Annotated in this window: 17 protein-coding genes and 2 pseudogenes; 9 read left to right on the forward strand and 10 right to left on the reverse strand. The window is 61.8% G+C overall.

Translation table 11 applies throughout. From position 1 onward, the window contains the following. The first annotated feature begins 21 nt into the window (after window positions 1-21). Complete coding sequence (locus ACSKB8_RS31280) at window positions 22-420, forward strand: RidA family protein (protein WP_438108247.1); 399 nt, start codon at window positions 22-24, stop codon at window positions 418-420. 48 nt (window positions 421-468) lie between these two features. Here ACSKB8_RS31280 and ACSKB8_RS31285 read toward each other — a convergent pair whose 3' ends face one another. The 3 genes from ACSKB8_RS31285 to ACSKB8_RS31295 form a co-directional block, all read right to left on the reverse strand. Then, a complete protein-coding gene (locus tag ACSKB8_RS31285; protein WP_165405230.1) occupies window positions 469-1,014 on the reverse strand; it encodes a hypothetical protein in 546 nt (181 codons plus the stop codon). After that, window positions 959-1,309 carry a hypothetical protein gene (locus tag ACSKB8_RS31290; protein ID WP_091897812.1) on the reverse strand — a complete coding sequence of 117 codons (351 nt, stop codon included), beginning with the start codon at window positions 1,307-1,309 and terminating at the stop codon, window positions 959-961. The genes ACSKB8_RS31285 and ACSKB8_RS31290 overlap by 56 nt, the downstream gene beginning before the upstream one ends. 172 nt (window positions 1,310-1,481) lie before the next feature. Continuing rightward, a complete protein-coding gene (locus tag ACSKB8_RS31295; RefSeq protein ID WP_438108249.1) occupies window positions 1,482-2,069 on the reverse strand; it encodes a formyltransferase family protein in 588 nt (195 codons plus the stop codon). Between the two features lie 250 nt (window positions 2,070-2,319). Between ACSKB8_RS31295 and ACSKB8_RS31300 the strand changes: the two genes are divergently transcribed. Next, window positions 2,320-2,553, forward strand: a complete 234-nt coding sequence (locus ACSKB8_RS31300) for a hypothetical protein (protein WP_438108251.1) — start codon at window positions 2,320-2,322, stop codon at window positions 2,551-2,553. Window positions 2,554-2,558: 5 nt separating this feature from the next. Here the strand turns inward: ACSKB8_RS31300 and ACSKB8_RS31305 are convergent, their stop codons facing one another. Beyond that, window positions 2,559-2,861, reverse strand: a complete 303-nt coding sequence (locus tag ACSKB8_RS31305) for a hypothetical protein (protein ID WP_027575377.1) — start codon at window positions 2,859-2,861, stop codon at window positions 2,559-2,561. Window positions 2,862-3,050: 189 nt separating this feature from the next. On the opposite strand from ACSKB8_RS31305, the gene ACSKB8_RS31310 reads away from it, so the two are divergent. Together ACSKB8_RS31310 and ACSKB8_RS31315 are read left to right on the forward strand one after the other, a co-directional pair. Then, window positions 3,051-3,263 (forward strand): hypothetical protein, encoded by a 213-nt coding sequence (locus ACSKB8_RS31310; RefSeq protein ID WP_438108253.1) that lies wholly within the window; start codon window positions 3,051-3,053, stop codon window positions 3,261-3,263. 111 nt (window positions 3,264-3,374) lie between these two features. Continuing rightward, window positions 3,375-4,110 (forward strand): annotated as a pseudogene (locus ACSKB8_RS31315) (IS5 family transposase). A 61-nt stretch (window positions 4,111-4,171) separates the two neighbouring features. Here ACSKB8_RS31315 and ACSKB8_RS31320 read toward each other — a convergent pair. After that, window positions 4,172-4,399 (reverse strand): hypothetical protein, encoded by a 228-nt coding sequence (locus ACSKB8_RS31320; RefSeq protein ID WP_438108255.1) that lies wholly within the window; start codon window positions 4,397-4,399, stop codon window positions 4,172-4,174. Window positions 4,400-4,481: 82 nt separating this feature from the next. Then, window positions 4,482-4,706 (reverse strand): hypothetical protein, encoded by a 225-nt coding sequence (locus ACSKB8_RS31325; protein ID WP_438108257.1) that lies wholly within the window; start codon window positions 4,704-4,706, stop codon window positions 4,482-4,484. Between the two features lie 150 nt (window positions 4,707-4,856). On the opposite strand from ACSKB8_RS31325, the gene ACSKB8_RS31330 reads away from it, so the two are divergent. Beyond that, window positions 4,857-5,936: an AI-2E family transporter gene (locus ACSKB8_RS31330; RefSeq protein ID WP_128941147.1), complete on the forward strand. Its 1,080-nt coding sequence runs from the start codon at window positions 4,857-4,859 to the stop codon at window positions 5,934-5,936. Window positions 5,937-6,081: 145 nt separating this feature from the next. Then, a complete protein-coding gene (locus tag ACSKB8_RS31335; RefSeq protein ID WP_091897831.1) occupies window positions 6,082-6,471 on the forward strand; it encodes an NUDIX hydrolase in 390 nt (129 codons plus the stop codon). 300 nt (window positions 6,472-6,771) lie between these two features. Here ACSKB8_RS31335 and ACSKB8_RS31340 read toward each other — a convergent pair whose 3' ends face one another. Next, a complete protein-coding gene (locus tag ACSKB8_RS31340; RefSeq protein WP_438108259.1) occupies window positions 6,772-7,011 on the reverse strand; it encodes a hypothetical protein in 240 nt (79 codons plus the stop codon). Window positions 7,012-7,757: 746 nt separating this feature from the next. On the opposite strand from ACSKB8_RS31340, the pseudogene ACSKB8_RS31345 reads away from it, so the two are divergent. Next, window positions 7,758-10,863 (forward strand): annotated as a pseudogene (locus ACSKB8_RS31345) (DEAD/DEAH box helicase). Between the two features lie 1,381 nt (window positions 10,864-12,244). After that, window positions 12,245-12,913, forward strand: coding sequence for a hypothetical protein (locus ACSKB8_RS31350; protein ID WP_438108261.1), 669 nt, complete (start codon window positions 12,245-12,247; stop codon window positions 12,911-12,913). Between the two features lie 93 nt (window positions 12,914-13,006). Here ACSKB8_RS31350 and ACSKB8_RS31355 read toward each other — a convergent pair whose 3' ends face one another. Further along, window positions 13,007-13,183 (reverse strand): hypothetical protein, encoded by a 177-nt coding sequence (locus ACSKB8_RS31355; RefSeq protein WP_438108263.1) that lies wholly within the window; start codon window positions 13,181-13,183, stop codon window positions 13,007-13,009. 548 nt (window positions 13,184-13,731) lie between these two features. Further along, entirely contained in the window at window positions 13,732-13,890 is a 159-nt protein-coding gene (locus ACSKB8_RS31360; protein ID WP_164934919.1) for a hypothetical protein, read from the reverse strand. 1,157 nt (window positions 13,891-15,047) lie between these two features. Here ACSKB8_RS31360 and ACSKB8_RS31365 point away from each other — a divergent pair. Continuing rightward, window positions 15,048-15,323, forward strand: coding sequence for a hypothetical protein (locus tag ACSKB8_RS31365; protein ID WP_091897849.1), 276 nt, complete (start codon window positions 15,048-15,050; stop codon window positions 15,321-15,323). Window positions 15,324-15,466: 143 nt separating this feature from the next. Here the strand turns inward: ACSKB8_RS31365 and ACSKB8_RS31370 are convergent, their stop codons facing one another. Next, on the reverse strand, window positions 15,467-16,588 hold the full coding sequence (locus ACSKB8_RS31370) for an acyltransferase family protein (RefSeq protein ID WP_438110760.1): 1,122 nt from the start codon (window positions 16,586-16,588) through the stop codon (window positions 15,467-15,469). Window positions 16,589-17,652 lie beyond the last annotated feature (1,064 nt).

The following is a 17,652-nucleotide window of genomic DNA, read 5'->3' on the forward strand; positions in this document are numbered from 1 at the left end:
AAAATCGGGAGGTCTTCGCTCATGCGCATCTTGCAGCCGGCCGAGTGGAAAAAACCGCGCGGCTTTTCCCATGGCGTCCTGGTCGACGGCCCGGGGCGGTGGGTGGCGCTGGCCGGGCAGACCGGAGGCGACGAGAGCGGCAACTACGCGCCCGACATGGCGGCGCAAGTTGCGACTGCGCTGAAACGGATCATCAAGCTTCTGGGCGAGGCGGGCGCCGGCCCGGAGCACATCGTCCGCCTGACCTGGTACCTGACCAGCCGCAGCGAGTATGAGGCCGCCGGTACCGGCATCGGCGCGGCCTGGAAGGAAACGCTGGGACGCAATTTCCCGCCCTCGACGCTGCTCTACATCGGCGGTCTCGTGGACGAGCGGGCCAAGGTCGAGATCGAGGTCACGGCGTTCGTGCCGAATGCATAAAAAGACCCGGCGAGGTCGCCGGGTCGATGGTCTTGAATGTGATCTGGCTCAGCGCGTCATCGAGATATTGGCGCCGCGGAATTGGCTGTCGGCGCGCAGCGTGACGGTCTGCTTGTTGCCGCTCGTCCTCAACGCGATATTGGCGTTGAAGCCGGCGGCGGAGGCGACCACCTCGAAGTTTCCGCCGCCGCCGCGGCCCTGGAGCGAGCCGCTGATATTGCGGCTGGCCTCGGACCAGTTGCCGGTGATGGCGCTGCCCTCTGCCTTGACGCTGGCCCCGAGATTGAACTTGTAGGCGTCGCTGGCGCAGGTCAGCGACATTTCCATGGTCGGACCGATCGGGGCGTATTTGGCTCGGCAGCGGATCCGCTCGGTCGAGCCGTCATCGAGGATGACAGTACCGCCGCCGCTCCAACTGCCTGCCATCGGGGCAAACGGGCCAGCCTGGGCTTTGCTTTCGGTGTGGGCGATACCCGCCGCAAACAAAACGGCGGCCGCGATCAGCAGCCGCCGGCCTCTAGCGCGAGCCTCAGTTGGTTTATTGGCGCGATGCTTCCCACCGCCCGCTGCATGGTATGCCTGCAGATGCTCCATTCCACTTCCCCGATCCGGCGTTGCCGTTGAGTTGACCGTTGGCATATGCACCATTGATCGAAACTTTCACAAGTCCCTCACGGCCGATGGTGCCGGAAACGTTAGCGCCGGGCGCGGTGATCTTGCCGTCGGCAACCGTCAGCATGGAGCTTGCGGTCGGTTCGCAGGAGCCGCTTTTGGTCACGATCGTGACCTGCCAATTGCCGTCATAGGGACCCTGGGCGAAGGCGGGAGCGGCGAGGGTGCCGGCGAAAACTGAGGCGGCACAGAACACCGCAATGCGACCAAAACGCATGAATTCCGTCCTTGAACTTGTCTGATATGCTGACGTTTATTCTGACGAAATGTGACGGAAATTTGTTGCAATGCCAAATCGAAAATTGTTCCTGTGGGAACAATGGTTTATTTGGGTTCTTGGCTCCGATTTTCGAAGCAGAATCAACGCGGGCTCACGTTAAGGGTAAACGTCAGTAGAGACTCGGCGCCGAGGTCGCGAACTGCTCGTCCTGAACTTTGGCCGGCAGCGCCTTGTGAACCTTGATGTAGTCGATCACGTCGGCCAGCAGCTTGAGGCCGAGAGGCGCCAGCGCGCGCTCCCAGAGCTCCCGCGCCGTCTCGCCCTTTTTGACGAAGCACCAGTCCTGGGCGGCGATGGCGCCCGCGTCCATGCGGTCGGCGAGGTGGTAGATCGTGCCGCCGGCGACCGGATCGCCTTGCTTGATGGTCCATTCCACTGCCGCCTTGCCGCGGTGGCGCGGCAATAGCGAAGGGTGATAGCCGATCCCGCCATACTTGGCGGCGGCGAGCGCGTCCTTGCCGATCCGGGCGTGGCTGTGCGCCGTGATGATCAGATCCGTATCGGGGCCAATCTCGGAGGCCACCACCAGCTTCGGATTGGCCTGGACCACCACCTCGATGCCGGCCGCCCTGGCGGCCGCGGCGAGGCGATCCTCGGCATCGGCCACTACGACCCGCACGATCGAGACGCTGTGCTCCCGGAGCATGTTCAGGGTGGTCACGCCGAAATGGCGGGAGCCGACGAGGGTAATGCGCATGGATGTCCGATCTGTCTCGCAGCTGCGTCATCCCCCGATATCACGTCCGGACGTCCTGTCACCACCCGCGCTGCGTTTGCGCGGGTTATCAACAATGCACAGCGCATCACGACATCATCTGATGGTAATACGTTCTCAACCAGCCTGGCGTATCGACGAATCCGTCGCGGATTTGTATTGCGTAGCGCGACCTGAGAATGTCCCGCCGGCGTGGGTGCGCCGCGCGGGCCTTTTGGCCGGGACCAATTTCATGCCCAGCGCGATTGAGCAGATCGTCGACACCTATGTCCGACTGAAGAACCGGCGTGGCCTCGACGAGCTGATGATGCACCGGCAGCGGCTCGCCGTCGATCTGAAGAGCAGGTCGGGCTATGATTTCAGCCTGCCAATCGGCCAGATCGACGAGGAGATCGCGATCATCGAGGCAGGCCTCGGCCGGCTGAAGGCCGAAAGCGCGGGTCTCGGTCCATCGTCTCCTGTCTGAACCGTTCAGTCGCGCCGGCCACCGTCAATGACCGTGAACAGCGGCCGCGCCGGGGTCGGCTCGACCAGGAGCTCTTCCACCAGTGCGGTTGCCGCATCGACATATTTGCGCGTCGGCTTGTCGAGCGGACGCTTGGCCTCGTCGTCGAGCGCGACTTTCGCAGCCTCGACCAGCTTGCGCATGCGCGCCGCGTGATCATCGCCTGCCGTCAGCGTCGCGCGTGCCAGCGAGCGCAGCACGAACAGCTCGCCCTCGAGACGGAGCAGACGGTCGTTGAGCCTGGTGAGGACGGCGTTGAGGTCGGCCATGGCTGATGTTCGGCGCGGATGATCCGCCCTGATCTAGCGGCGATCGGTGAACGGAGTCCAAACGCCTACGGCGCAATTGGGCAGATTTTCCGGCGATCTCGCCGATGTGACCGGTTGTGACGCGCAGATGAATGGTGCGAGCAGGTTCTGCTGACCACATGATGGGCGGGGACGTCAGGAGCCCGTGCGATGCGCTCTGTCTTGGCTTTGCTTGTTCTGATGTCAGCGTGCACCTCGGCTGCCGCAGCGCCGAGGCGTGACGCGCATCCGCGGCACCATGTCGTGGTCCGCCCCGACACGCGCGCGGTCGTGTCGCCCGGCTGGTACAGGTTTCCCGGCTATCGGCCGATCCCGCCGTCGGAGAACAGGAATCTCGATCCCTCCAATTTCGGTGGCGGCTGATCGCGGCTCACAATGCGGTCGGTGAACTAAGGCCTGTTTACAGACAGGATTCCCAAATCAGTAGAAAATTGATTCAAGGCTGAAAATTGGAGATCAGCCTTGATTCGATTGATGTTGAGCGATGCGCAGTGGGAGCGGATTGCGCCGGAATTGTCTGGCAAAGCCGGTGATCCCGGCGGCACCGGGCGTAACAACCGGCTCTTTATCGAAGCAGTTCTTTGGATTGCGCGCACGGGCTCGCCGTGGCGAGATCTGCCGGAAGCGTTCGGCAAGTGGTTCACAGTGTATACGCGCTTCTGGCGCTGGGCGCAGAAGGGGGTCTGGGAGCGGGTCTTCAAAGCTCTCTGTGACGATCCCGATTTCGAATATGTCCTGATCGACGGCACACTCGTCCGGGTCCACCAACATGGCACCGGGGCAAAAGGGGACTCAAAATCAGGCCATAGGCCGCTCGCGTGGTGGCCTGACTACCAAAATCATGGCTCTGGTCGACGCACTCGGCAATCTCATTCGCTTCACCCTGCTGCCCGGCCAGCGTCACGACAGCATTGGCGTCGAGCCTTTGATCACTGGCCTCGATTTTGAAGCGCTGATCGGCGACAAGGCCTTCGATAATAACTGGCTGCGCGCCAATCTGAACCAACGCGGCGCCGCAGCGGTCATCCCGTCCAAGGCCGACCGCGCCGGGCGCATCCCGCACGACGCCGAAATGTACAAATGGCGCCACCTGGTCGAGAACTTCTTCTGCCAGCTCAAGGCATTCCGCCGCATCGCAACTCGCTACGAAAAGACAGACGCCTGCTTTGCCGGCCTCCTCAATCTCGTCGCGGCTTTCCTCGCAAACTAGCGACTGTAAACAGGCCTTAGCTGGCTTTGCAGGGCAATCGAGCGCGACCGATGCCTCGGCCCTACCATCCAACCCCCGCCCAGCGCCGTCCGAACACGGGCGGCTTGGTCTTCACTGCTTCCCAGCCGAAGAAGTGATGCTTGCCCGACCAGCTATGCACCACGCTGCTACAGATGCTGCACTTGAAGCTCCCGGAATGCTCTTCGGCATGTTCTTCCCTTGTCGCGGTGTAGCTCATGCTGCAACCCGCACAGGTGAATTCTTCGATCGTCCAGATGCTGTTGGCCATTGCACAGAATGTTTTTTGGGGACCTCAACCCACGGTAGCCACGGGCCTTTGCAGCGGCGTAAACTGGCCCAGAGAAATCCCCTTAACGGGCGTTAGCCAAGCCAGGCCGCAAGTCGCGGTCAATGCGCATCTGCACGCGCCTGATGGCGAGCAGCGGGAGCTTGCCTTGCACCCGCCCGGAGCGGACCCTGTCGCCGATCGCATAGGCATAGCGCCAGTAGCCCGGCGCGGCATTCGGCTTCAGCGAATAGTGGACGCCGCGGTGACTTCCCGCATGTGCATCAGGCTCTCTGGGTCCGGCCGTCATCGTCCTCAAAATGCCGATTGGTCCGATGCGTTCCTAGTCAGCGGATCGTGCGGGAACCGGTCGCCTTGACGCCCGGCTTGTTGCTGGCAATAACGGCTAGGCCTCGCAAGCGCCGGAAGTTGCGTTCATGTCGCAAGGAAAGCTGTAGCCGTGAAAAGTCTCCGTCAGCTCCTGACGGGTGAGGATATCATCCAGCTCGTGATCCGGCTCGGCCTGCTCGGCCTGCTGATCATCTGGACCTTCCTGATCATCCGCCCATTCGTGCCGATCCTGGCCTGGAGCGGCGTGCTCGCGGTCGCCTTCTATCCGGCCTTCAGCTGGGTCGCCAAGATCCTCGGCGGCCGGCCGAAGACCGCGGCAGCGATCCTGACCCTGATCACGCTTGGCATCGTCATCGGTCCTGCGACCTGGCTCGGCCTCAGCGCCGTCGACGGTGTGCGGGAGTTGGCGCACCAGCTTAGCACCGGCGACCTCGCGCTGCAGTCGGCACCGGAGCAGCTCAAATCGTGGCCAGTGGTCGGCCCCTGGCTCTATGATCTCTGGGACCAGGCCTACACCAATATCCGCGCGGTGCTGCGCGAGGTGGCGCCGTATCTTCAGCCGCTGGCGGGACCGCTGCTGTCGCTCGCGGGCGATGCCGGTCTCGGAACGGTCCAGTTCCTGCTGTCCGTGTTCGTCGCCGGCTTCCTGTTTCCGCACGGGCCGCGGCTGGTTGCGGCCGGCCGCAGCTTCCTGTTCCGGATCGTGCCCGAGCAGAGCGAGCATTTCCTGGAGCTTGCGGGCGCGACCATCCGCGCCGTGGCGCAAGGCGTGATCGGCGTCGCGGTGGTGCAGGCGCTGCTCGCCGGCTTCGGCTTCAAGCTCGCGGCGGTGCCGAGCGCCGGCCTTCTCGCCTTCATCGTGCTGCTGCTCTCGATCGTGCAGATCGGCGCCTTCCTCGTGCTGCTGCCGGTGATCATCTGGATCTGGACCGCCAAGGACGTGACCACGGCGCTGTTGCTCACCGTGTTTCTCGTCCTGGTCGGCTTCATCGACACCATGCTGAAGCCGCTCGTGATGGGACGCGGCCTGACCACGCCGACCATCGTGATCTTCGTCGGCGTGATCGGCGGCACGCTCGCCCATGGCATCGTCGGCCTGTTCATCGGGCCGATCATCCTGTCGGTGGCCTGGGAAATGATGATGGCCTGGATCAGGACGGAGGACCGGCCGAAGGTGAGCGAGGGCTGATCTCGCGCCGCGACGGCGCGCTCGGTCCGCCATGTCGCACCAGGAGCGCACGGCTCCGTGGCCTGCGATCAAAATGCGCCCGAACTTGTCTGTTCGACTAGACAAGTTACGATCTGGACGATTCTGGTCTTGATCTACGGCAGTAATGGCGAAGTCTTCCAAACTGGTTGCCGCGAGACGCGGCAAGGTATTGTTGGTCAGACGCCGGTCGGACGGCCTCTGGATGTTCCCAGGCGGCCGCAAGCGTGCGCGTGAGTCCGCGAAGGACTGCCTGCGGCGGGAGATCAAGGAAGAGCTGCCCGAGCTGAAGCTCGGCCGGATCAGTCTTTGGAAGGAAGTGAAGGCGAGAAACAAGCGCTCCGGCCGCAAGATGAGCGATGCGATCTTCATCGCCAAGGGCGCCAAGGGCAGGCTAGCGATCGGCGACAAGAAGGAGATCGACCGCGCCGCCTGGCAGAAGCCCCGCGGCATCCGCCTGACGCCGACCTCGCGCTACATCCGCGACCGCCTGTTTCCGCGAAAGCCGCGGCGGTGAGCTAATCCTCTCGCCCCGGTGTTGGGAATCCTCTGCGAAGAACAGCACCACTTCGCAGCTCGGACATTGCCTGGAATAGCCGTCCTGCAACCGGCCGGCGCGATCGCGAAACACGCCCTTGCAGCGCGTGCACTGAATCTGGACGAAACTCATGCGCGATCGACAATGACTGTTGAAGTGGGGTGTTCAGGTGATCCCAAATGTCTGAAGAAAGCCTGAATGCCTTCCCGGCTTGTCGGACAGGCTTGGTGACAGCCAATGCGGGTAAGTGGGCCGCTGTTCGCAGAATGCGCGCAGCCGCTATTGCTTGGCGGCCATGGTGTCCAGACAGTGGTTGAGATAAGCGGTGCGATCCCTGGGCAGCACCTTCTCGAGATCCGCCTTCATCGCGCATTCGCGCTGCCGCAGCTGCTCGGCCCGGCGCTTCTCGGCCGCCTCCCGATATTCGGGGGCAACCTTGCTTGGGTCGACCAGCGCCTGTGAGCGTGCGGGAGCCATTGCAAGCAGTGCGATGGCCGCGATGAAAATGAATGGTTTCAAATGAGCCTCCGTAAAAGAGAGATCCTAGCGCGCGGCGTGTGCATGCTCAAACCGGAAGGATGCGGTACCCGGTTCCGGCAGGTCGGATCATCAGTGCGCCGACCGCGCCGGCAGACATCTGGCCCACTTTCTTGGAACGACTTCGCTCGGCGCGCGTAGATTCTAGGCTCACGGCCCATCCCCAACCCCAAAAGCCCCCGGGCCGCGAGAAAACCTTCCCCACAAAGGTTGGCGACCTCAGCGCCTTCGCACTGAGGTCGTTTTGGCGCAAATCGTGTGAACCAGTTCACAAACGCTCGGCGAGATCGCTGCTATGAAGACGTCATTGCTTAACCGCTTCATTTGAACGAACGCCCCAGCGTGGCTCCAAGCGCTGGGGCTTTTTCGTGCCTGCCAGTGAGTAGAGCGTCTCGATTGTATTGACTTTCGCGTCGAGAGCATGGACCGCATTTCACGCGTCGGAACGGAGCCAGTTCCGATCTGCTGGGCGATCAACGGCCAAGCTGCCGGGATCGCGATGGCGTCCCGGACGTTGCCCACGAGCGTGCGTTCGCCGGGCAAATCCCATATGCATGGCGCCGAGCAGCCGAATCAGGATGAGAGCGGCTCGCGTTCAGTTGCCGGCGGTTTACGACCAGAGACGGATTCAAGTGAGGCTTTCCAAAAACGCGCGGGCCACCAAGAAGTCGCCCAAGAAGAGCAAGGGGTCGCAGCGCGCAACGATCTCGTCTTCGTCGCCCCTCGGGATGATGGCCCTCCATCTGCTTGCACAATGGAAGCAGTCCGGACGCAGCGGTCTCGTTTTTCTTGCCGAGAGCGAGAACAGGGCCGAGCGGCTGGGCAGTGTCATTCACGCGCTCGACCCTTCCTGCGAGGTTCTGGTGTTTCCGCGTTTGAACACCTTGCCGTTCGATCAGTTGGAGCCATCCCACGAACTCGCGGGGCGCCGAGCCTCGGTCCTGAGACGCCTCGCAAGATCCAAGAAGCCGCTCTTTCTCGTTTCGACGGCGGAAGCCGTGATGGAGCGCCTGCCGCCGCCTGCGAGCCTGTCGCGCCTGAGCGTGAGCTTGAAGGTGGGCGGCGCGTTCTCCGAGCGTGACCTTGAGGCACGCCTCGAAGCTCTCGGATATGATCTCGACGACGAGCCGGACTATCCGGGCGGGGCGCTGTTTCATGGCCAGACCTTCGAGATATTTCCCGCAGGCGCGCTGGGGCCGTTCCGGATCGAGCATTCGGATCGCGCGATAAGACGGATCGTGGCGTTCGATCCGAAAGAGCACGACATCATCTTCGAGACCAGCGAGCTTCTGGTCGATCCCATGTCCGAGCGGCTTGCCTTTGCCGGCAAACGCGGCAAGCGCGCGAGCCTGTTCGATTATTGCGGGCGCGCCAATGGATCGCCGATGCAGGCGTGCCGTTGCACGCCGACGCGTGGCTGAGCACGATCGAGGAAGCCGCGCCCCGTGCCGAGCGGGAGCGCGAATATCTCGGGCGGGCTGACTGGAAACGGCTCGCCAAGGGCATGAAGGCGTTGCCGCGGACGGCGCCGCTCCAGACCACGCCGGAATTTTCGAAGCTGACATCTGCAAGGAAGGCGCTGCGGGCCTTCGTCGAGGAGACGCGGCGGGCCGGTTCGCGCCTGATCCTCGTCGCGGCGCAGGAGGATGATCTGCGCGTGATGGAGCGGATGAGCGGCGTCAAGGCGCAGCGCTGCGAAGACTGGGACGAGGTGACGAGCGGGCGGAACGGCGAGGCGGCGCTGCTGGCCGATCTCGATGCGGGCTTCGTCCTGCCGGGAAAAAGCCTCTTGCCATCGTGACGGCGTCCGACGTGCTCGGCAGCCGGGCGCATCATCCCCAGCCGATGGCGCGCGCCTGGAGTGCGGCTTTCGATCATGCCGATGTGCCCGAGCAGGGCACGGTGGTCGTCCATCTCCAGCGCGGCCTTGGCGTTCTCGACGGCTTGCAGACCGTGAACACCGGCGGCGGCGCGCTGCGGGAGATGATCCGCCTGAAGTTCGCAGGCGACAACGCGGTGCTGGTGCCGCCGCCCGATCTCGCTTTGATGTGGCCTTACTCAGCCGAGCTCGGCAAGCTCGCGCTCGACAAGGCGGACGGCAGCACATGGTGGGCACGCCGCACCTCAGCCGAACGCGAAATCCAGATCGCGGGCAAGGTTCTGGCCAAGCACATCAGCCAGCGCCGGCGGCGGCGCGCCGAAAAGCTGGTTCCGCCGGGATCGGCCTACGAGAAGTTCGTGGCGCGCTTCCCTTATTTCACGACGAGCGACCAGGCCAAGGCGATCGCCGACGTGCTGGATGATCTTGCCTCCGGTCACCCCATGGACCGGGTGATTTGCGGCGACGTCGGCTTTGGCAAGACCGAGGTGGCGCTGCGGGCGGCCGCCGCCGTGGTGCTGTCCGGCAAGCAGGTGGCGGTCGCGGTGCCGACGACGGTCTTGGCACGGCAGCATGTCGCAACGTTCCAGAAGCGCTTTGCTCCGTTCGGCATCGAGGTCGGCAACCTGTCGCGGGCGACATCAGGCGCGGAGCTGCGCGAGACCAAGGAGGGACTGCGCAGCGGCCGGATCAAGGTCGTGATCGGCACGCAGGCGCTCACCGGCAAGGACGTCAAGTTCGATGATATCGGCCTCGTCATCATCGACGAGGAGCAGCATTTTGGCGCGGCCGAAAAGGCAAAGCTCTCCGGGCTCGCCAAGAACGTTCACGTGCTGATGATGAGCGCGACGCCGATCCCGCGGACGCTCGCCGCCGGCCTTGCCGGCTTCCGCGACCTCAGCGTGATCGCTTCGCCGCCGGTGCACCGGCTTCCGGTCGCAACCCGGATCGCACCGCTCTCGGATGCCGCCATCGCCTCCGCGCTGCTGCGCGAGCAGCGGCGCCACGGCCAGAGTTTTCTGATCTGTCCGCGCATCCAGGATCTCGATCCCATGCTGGCGCGGGTGCAGGCGGTGGCTCCCGACCTTCGCATCGTCTGTCTGCACGGCAGACTGGCGGCCGACGAAATCGACGACCGCATGATGAGCTTCGTCGAGGGCAGGGCCGAGGTCCTGCTCGCGACCAACATCGTGGAGAGCGGCCTCGACATTCCCCGCGCAAACACCATCGTGGTGTGCTGGCCCGAAAAGTTCGGCCTTGCCCAGCTGCACCAGCTCCGCGGCCGAGTCGGCCGTGGCGGTATCCGCGCCTTCGCCCATCTGCTGACCGAGACGGAGTCCGGGCAGTCCGAGAAGCGGCTGGCCGTGCTCGAGGAGTTCAGCCGACCCGGCGCCGGCTTTGCCATCAGCGAGCGCGACCTCGATCTCAGAGGTGCGGGAGACTTGTTCTCGGAGCAGCAATCCGGCCACGTTCAGGTGTTCGGGCCCGTGCTCTACAGCCACCTCTTGAAAATGGCCTCGGAGAAGGTCGATGAGGGCCGGGCCGCAGTGTGGGTGCCAGACCTCAATCTGCCGGTCGGGGACATGCTGCCCGACACCTATGTGCAGTCCGAGCCCGTGCGGCTGGAACTCTATGCGCGTGCCGCGCGATGCAATGACGAGGACGACCTCGACGACCTCGAGGAAGAAACCTCCCGCCGCTTCGGCCCGCTGCCGAAAGTGGCGCGCGACTTCTTCGCCGCAGCCTGGCTCAGGATCGAATGCAAACGCAGAGGCATCATCCGCCTCGACGTCGGTCCCGGAGCGGTCGCCGCGACGTTCCTGCCGGGGCGCTTGCGGAAGTCGCGGGGCAAGTCACTGCAACGCGACGGCGATCGCGTCGTCTATCACAGCCCGATGCGGGACGCGCCGCTCGAGCGGGTGGAGGAGTTGTTCGAGCTGCTGGATGAGGAGTAGCGCGCTCGCGCCTTCGTCAGCAGCTTAACGTCATCTCCAGCGCGGATCACGTGTCCGCGTCGCTGTCGTATTTGATTTCGTGGTCCAGTCGGGCCGGACGGCACGGCTTTCGCCTGCTTCGGTTGGCAGAACTAGAACTATCTCAGCGACCGCTTCTTCAACTGCGAATTCGGAGCGGGAACCCTGTGCCACAATTATAGTTAATTGGCTTGGCGATGGAGATTGTCCGATGTCCCATGCCATCCCTCCGGTCATTGTCGCGATTGTCGTAAGCTCATCTCTGTTGGTCCTGGCACAAGCAGGCGGCGGAAATGCAGGGTCCGCCGGAGCGGGCATGGGGACGGGGGCGGGTAGCGCCAGCGCTGGCGGGTCGGCACCTTCTGGAATGGGGACGAGTGCAGGCATTGCGGCTGCCTCAGCGCCCCCAGGGCTGGGGACGAAAGACACCGCCACCGGCGGAAATCCGGGCACCAACAGCCAACCGACAAATCCGAACATTCAGCCCGCCACGCCTGCGAAGTCGCGCTCGGCAGCCCAGGCCGCGAGAAATGCCGGGGTTGGTCATGCCCAAAACGGTCTGCCGATCGGCGCGATTGGGAGCGGCACGAGCAATGAGGATCAAATGACCACTGGCCTGGCGTCCTCCCGAAACAGGTCGGCAACACAGGCTCAAGGTGGTTCAGAAGGTCAGCCAGGGAGGGGCACGAGCATTTCGGACCAGATCAGCCGGCCGCGAGCCGCACGAGCTGGCGACAAGGTGCTGGACGCCAACGCGCAGGTCGAGCGACGAACAACTATGTCGCCCAGACGCGTTCCCAGCCCGACAGGGCCAGGTTTGTAGTCTGCGAGCGAAGGGGCGAAGAGACAGGATGGGCGCAATGGATCATCGCGCCCCGTTCCCATTTTACCGTGGGACCAAATTGGCTGCGCATAACAGTTGAACCTGTCTGAGCGGAGTTCTGGAATCCGCCGCCTAACCGATCGGCCACTGCGCATTGATTGGTGAAGGAGTTGGTACCCGAGCCCATCCTCTCGATTGAGCGACTAGCCAAAAACGTAAAAACAACCCCATGCACAGTAGCTAAGTGCTGCTGGCACAATGCCTTCTGCATTCGTCGCGAAATCCGGTTGACGCGTCGGGCAAAACAGTGGCATTCTGCCATTCTTCGGAAAATCCGTTGTGGAGAAATCTGCTGCTGGGGTGAGGGGCTTAACCCCCGTAATTGGCCGGAGTCGCAGAGCCCGTCAGCCGGCCAGGCCGCTAACGTGGAATTAATCCAAAAAGCCCACAATTTTAGACAGTTGTCTATGGGTGCTGCGTAAAGGAGTTGTCGTGAGGACGCTCCAGGGGCGGCTTCCTTTTGCTCGCTCATTGGGGTCAATGCACGTGACCACGACTTTCGAAACGGAAGGCTTCGCTGAAGAGCTCGACCCTGCAGCACTTGCAGCCGCCGCAGCAGCACACGAACCCGCAGCCGCGGAAGCTCCAGTGCCGATCAAGCGGTCCAGCCGGAAATCGGTCCTGGCCCTGTCGGTGTGTGCCTTGGCCATCAATGGCTCGGCGGCGATCTATACGTTGCCGTCTGGTTTTCCGTCGTTGAATGTCAGCAGCCTGGCTGAACTGCTTCCGCGCCAAAAGGCTTCCGCGGCAAAACCGGATCCGGTCGTCGCTGCCTTGAAGGACATTCAGTCTGCCCAGCAGCGACAGACTGCCTTGCTGAAGGAGAACAATGATTCAGCGCAGCAGAATGCAGCTCTGCTGCAGCAGGATTCATTGGTGCTGCTTTCCCTGCGACAGAGCATTACGGACGAACGGGTCGACGTGAGGAAGATATCTTCGCAGCTGTCGACGCTGATCGCCAAGGTCGACACGCTGCAAAGTGCATTGATGTCGGACGTCACGTCCTCCATTCGAAGGGCGCATGCTCGCTATGGACTGTCGGCAGCGATGCGCAAACGGATCGCTCGGGAATCGAAACCTGTGGGGCCCGTTTCGGTTGGAGGAGCGCCGCTGAGCATACCCGCTACAGTTTCAGCTCCGGAAAGCTGAAGGCACGTCAAGCGGATCACTTGGGGCCATATATCCGCGCGACCCAGTAAGCGAACGGGCCTATGCTCGTGTGGCGACTGATCGCCGCCGGCATCAAGTCCATGACCACTCGAGCATCGCCGTTTCAACTTGGTCAGCCAGGACCGTGAGGTGGCTCGCAAGCCGGTCGAACAGTTCGCGCTTGGCGGGTTCGGTTGCCAGATCGCGGATCAGGGCGCATTCGGCCGCATCTTTCCGGAGTTTCTCGAGCTGGGCCAGATAGTCCTTCATTTGCAATGACTCCGCTCTCCGTAATGGAACGGTACAGGCAATGTACGAAAGCGAACAGACGTGGTTGCCGCTTTTTCCTAGTCTTCGGTGGGCTTTGGCCTTCCCCAAAGGTCCAAGCACCTCCAGCGGCCCCGGCCTCGACCCACCCAAAAGCCCCCACGGCCGGGGCCGTCACCACGGCGCAGCACTTTCAACGGGAACCATCGCCTCGCCACCGCATTTCTTGATTGCATAGTTTTCCCGGCTGTCCGGCCGGGTCCTTGGGTGTCGTGGGGGCGTTTAATGGGCGCTTGTGATCGCACCGCTGTTCTGAAGCAGCGTGTCGACGAGCTTGTTTCCGGGCTTTCCGAGTTAGAAAATTTGCGATCCCGCGTCATCGCAGCCGAGCACATGCAACAGGGGCATAGCGTCGACCGCAAACCGGCCGCAGCAACTCGCCGGACTGCTAAGCCCAAATCATCATCGGCAAAACCCGATCGCCCAAAAAAGCACTTGGCGCGGCCGCCCAGCGAGCAATGACTGATCTGAGGCCTGATTTCCACGTCCAGTCACATGGGGCCAAAGGCGCTCACGAGCCCGATGGTGATCGGGACCAGCGCAACGATTGTCCATAAGGCAGGCGAACTGGAGGACAGGCCGGCGAAAAAGATCAAGACACCGAAGCCGACGAGGGCCACCGAGATGGCGTATGCGAGCGCTTTTTCCATCGCTTGATCCACAGGGAACACTGGATGGATTGCGCCTGTAGGATTCCCTGCCGGTCGAAACGTTCCTATGCCGAATATCCGGCTCAAGCGGTGGATTGGCACCTTTGAGTCTTTGACCCGTCGCGACCCTAGGTGCCGCCTCGACGCGCGCAATTCTGCGCCAAGCGGAGTGGGCCATGTCTGTCTCTGGAGCATCACGGACGAGCGGGTCGACGTGAAGAATTTGGCTCGCCTGTTGGGCGATTAAGGGAAGCCTCCTGCTGGCCAAGCTCTATGGCGTACTGATGCTGGAAGAGCTGCGCTAAGGGCAGTGGAGGCTCGCTGGTTCACGCTGGTGGGCCCCTGTGCTACAATCCACGAGCGATCGGCAGCCGCCGCCATCGCGTCGATCGCCGATAACTAAGCTGGTTATCGACAAACGTAAGTACTCTGTGGCCGTGGTGCCGAGCGTCCGCCACTTTTGCATTACTGGCTCCGGCGCGAAGCATCCCGATCTTTTCCTTGCAATGATTAGATCATCGTTCATGTAGGGAGTTGTTTAATGATTAGGCTGATTTCAATTGCTTCCCTCACTCTGGCTCTGACCACCGGCGCTGGACAGGCGCAGCAGAGCACGCCTCGCGGAGGCTCCCCCAAAGTTTGGAAAGATGCAAGCAGCTCGCTAGCGAACGTGGTTTCTCGAGTGCGGGTGGGATTATGAAAGGACAAGGTCGCGCAAAGCGAGAGTTTGTGATCAATTGCATGCGCGGAAAGCAAATCTAAGCAGGTCGAACGGGACATCTTCGGACGGCTCGCCGGTTCACGCTGGCGGCTGTCCCACTCGTCCTAAAACAAGACGCTGCCGGGCTCGAAATACATGTCCCGGCAGCGTTTCCTTCTCAAACTGAGCACTGAAATCCCAGTTGGTTTCGACTGTGCAACGGCCATGCCACAGGTGTGTGACACGGCCCGCCAGCTACGGGCGGGCCTTTGTCCTGGTCCATCGATAGTTCTCATGCGCGGTCGGCTGCCGTCCGTATCTAACCCTCAGTGTCCTAACTTGATTTTGGGAGTGTCCTAATTCATTCTCAGTACTGACAACATTCACAAGCTCTGTTCACGCACGACGATTTGGGAGGGGCGCTCCAGGACCGTGACCCTTCGCCCGCGATGATGTCATGAAAGGCATGCAAGCCCACTTAGAACTACTTCGCGGGCAAATCGCAGAATGCGAGCGCATGCAGAAGGCCGCAAAGAGTCAGCTCCAGCGCAACGTGTTCGCAAGGCTGCTCGCGCGCTACAGGGCTATCGCGGTCGAACTGGAAGAAGCGATAGCAAAGATGCCTCCTCCAAACACTTTCCGAGATCGCACCAAGCAAGCGCGGCAAGCTGCCAAAGAGTACGGCGACGACCAAAGGAAGCTAGCCAAGAAGCTCCGCCGCAAAATGAATTAAGGCCGCCTCAGTTGGCGGCCTAACTATTTATCCTCGGTCCAAGTCTGTTCGCCGCACTCGCACTCGAACATGCGAACCGCTCCAAATTACGGTGACAGCACTGTCACCGTAATATGGTCGCAAGTGCTTCCACAGCATCGCGCTCATTGGGCATCGCGGATCCGGATGCCTGGCTCGCCGCGGACATAGAATTGAATACGCGAGATCCTACGCTGGAGCCATTGCGCAAGCTGCTTGTGCCGGCTTTCGGTGTACGTGGCAACGACTGCAGCGACAACATTCGCTACCAAGACGGCTGGGATAAAGATCAGCCATCCGCCATCTTTCCAGAGCAGGAAGGCCGGATACATCAGGGTGTGATGAATGAGATAGAGGGTGAAGGAATACCCGGCGAAAAACCGGACGATCTTTGCAGGCCACGGAGAGGCGACGATCCGTCTTGGCTGCGTCGCCACGACGACTCCTAGAACAAAGAGCACGAGGAAGGGGTAGGTTATGGGCTTGTATTCGAGATATGCGCGGGTCGTCGCCACATAGGCGACGATCGAGCCGACGGCGAGCAGGGCGCCCAGCGTCCTGCTTTGCAAGGCAACGGACCTCAGGACGACATAACTGTAAGCGCCTGCCAGCCACAGGGCAAAAAGGGATCGACCGAGACCGTTGTCCTCTTGGAGAGCCCCAAACATGTAGTGGAGGGGGATCTGACCGAAAATGATGGCTATCGGGATCAGGACAGCCGCCCGGGCAGGCGTCGCCCCAATGAAAAACAGCGCGCCAACGAACAGATAGATGTGCCACTCGATCACCAGTGTCCAGAGCGGGCTGGCAGAACCAATGATCGGCCATCGTAGCAGGCTCAGGTGCTCAAGCGGACCGCGGTAGGTTTCGATCATCAGCAAATTGGCGAGAAAGATCGTCGGACTTCGACTACCCTCCAGGACGCGATCGCCAATGAGCCAAATGGTCCCCGTGTCCACGAGGACCACAAGCAAAAGGCATGGCACAAGGGCAGAGTAGATGCGGGCGGCTCTATCAATGAAGAACTGCAAGAAAGTGTAGCTGGGGTTTCTCGATTTCTCGAGCAGCGTATAACTAATCAGGAATCCAGAAAGCACGAAGAACAGTAACACGCCGACATTCTGGGCAGAGGGAGCCCGGACTGGCGGAGTTCTGGCAGGAAGAACGAGATGCCATGACCGATGCAGACCATCTGGGCTGCGATGGCGCGCAGTGCATCCAGGGCTAACGACGTGTCGTTCTTTGATCCATCCAACGTAAACTGACTACAGCTCAATTCTTGTCTCTCGCGATCAGTTCAGATGCATATGGCGTCAATCTCGACGATTAGTTGAACTATTGCAATGTGTGTCTGTGTGTTTCCAAGTTCTGCGACGACGCAGTCGGCCTGGGCAGCAGAATGATCGGAACTGGCAAGTGAGCACGCTGCCCCAGTTCAATCGTGATGGCTTGGTCTCCGTCACGAACAGAATCGTCGGGCGAGCCCGAGATCGCCGGAGCCGATGGTCGATTTGCCAGCACAATGCCCACGAGCTTTGCTGGTTGGCTATTCGCGACGTTATTGGAGCTGATTGGTGAGCGCGCTGGGGCTCGAACCCAGGGAATTACGGTGCCAATGCACTTAACAATGGGCACCCGTTCCGTGGCACATTAAGTGCACTGTCACCGCAATGGTCGTAATGGGCCTGACCTCAGCTCTGCGGCTGCCCCATTCGCCGCAGACGAAACGCGGCTCGATATCAGACAAGTGAACATCGTCAGGCCAGCGATCGGCGTTCAGAGCCACGTGATGGCTGCAATGGCGGCTCAAGATCACCTTCGGCCAGATGCGCGAGATGGGCTTGCGCGGAGTCCTGGTCTACTGCGGCCGGCCGGCGGCGTGCGTAGAAGTGTGGCGGCGTGCAGGGCGAGGCATGCCGCAATCAAAGCGGCATTGTAAGTACCTCGCAAATTATCAATCCCTTGGGGCTCATCCGTCGCGCGAGCTACTGCGCGTTGTGGGTGGGAAAAGCTCCGAGGGCGGCGGTTCTATATGGAGGGGCCAACGGATCCGCAGGGCTCACGGGTTATGAGCACGTGCCCGTGCCGCCAATTTTTGAGCACGTGACCGTTCCAACATTGATGGTGCTTTTGAGCGAAGCCAATCGAGGCCATGATAATTAAGGCCACGACGACACACACGGCTACGAGGTTATGCGTCATTGTGCCACTCCACGGTAAACTGTGACTGGCTTACTCGGGCATCATACTGAGCGGTGGCGGCCGATCAAAAACACAAAATCCACCGCGTGAAGGCCTCACGGGTGGTGGT

The organism is Bradyrhizobium sp. BR 1432 (assembly GCF_051547705.1).
Taxonomy (GTDB): domain Bacteria; phylum Pseudomonadota; class Alphaproteobacteria; order Rhizobiales; family Xanthobacteraceae; genus Bradyrhizobium; species Bradyrhizobium zhanjiangense.

What these genes read in the sequence shown, in the direction of transcription:
- ACSKB8_RS31365 (WP_091897849.1), top strand. Translation starts at nt 15,048, where the DNA reads ATGAAAGGCATGCAAGCCCACTTAGAACTACTTCGCGGGCAAATCGCA.
- ACSKB8_RS31300 (WP_438108251.1), top strand. Translation starts at nt 2,320, where the DNA reads ATGCCCAGCGCGATTGAGCAGATCGTCGACACCTATGTCCGACTGAAG.
- ACSKB8_RS31305 (WP_027575377.1), bottom strand. Translation starts at nt 2,861, where the DNA reads ATGGCCGACCTCAACGCCGTCCTCACCAGGCTCAACGACCGTCTGCTC.
- ACSKB8_RS31335 (WP_091897831.1), top strand. Translation starts at nt 6,082, where the DNA reads ATGGCGAAGTCTTCCAAACTGGTTGCCGCGAGACGCGGCAAGGTATTG.
- ACSKB8_RS31355 (WP_438108263.1), bottom strand. Translation starts at nt 13,183, where the DNA reads ATGAAGGACTATCTGGCCCAGCTCGAGAAACTCCGGAAAGATGCGGCC.
- ACSKB8_RS31285 (WP_165405230.1), bottom strand. Translation starts at nt 1,014, where the DNA reads ATGGAGCATCTGCAGGCATACCATGCAGCGGGCGGTGGGAAGCATCGC.
- ACSKB8_RS31320 (WP_438108255.1), bottom strand. Translation starts at nt 4,399, where the DNA reads ATGGCCAACAGCATCTGGACGATCGAAGAATTCACCTGTGCGGGTTGC.
- ACSKB8_RS31290 (WP_091897812.1), bottom strand. Translation starts at nt 1,309, where the DNA reads ATGCGTTTTGGTCGCATTGCGGTGTTCTGTGCCGCCTCAGTTTTCGCC.
- ACSKB8_RS31325 (WP_438108257.1), bottom strand. Translation starts at nt 4,706, where the DNA reads ATGACGGCCGGACCCAGAGAGCCTGATGCACATGCGGGAAGTCACCGC.
- ACSKB8_RS31360 (WP_164934919.1), bottom strand. Translation starts at nt 13,890, where the DNA reads ATGGAAAAAGCGCTCGCATACGCCATCTCGGTGGCCCTCGTCGGCTTC.
- ACSKB8_RS31280 (WP_438108247.1), top strand. Translation starts at nt 22, where the DNA reads ATGCGCATCTTGCAGCCGGCCGAGTGGAAAAAACCGCGCGGCTTTTCC.
- ACSKB8_RS31295 (WP_438108249.1), bottom strand. Translation starts at nt 2,069, where the DNA reads ATGCGCATTACCCTCGTCGGCTCCCGCCATTTCGGCGTGACCACCCTG.
- ACSKB8_RS31350 (WP_438108261.1), top strand. Translation starts at nt 12,245, where the DNA reads ATGCACGTGACCACGACTTTCGAAACGGAAGGCTTCGCTGAAGAGCTC.
- ACSKB8_RS31310 (WP_438108253.1), top strand. Translation starts at nt 3,051, where the DNA reads ATGCGCTCTGTCTTGGCTTTGCTTGTTCTGATGTCAGCGTGCACCTCG.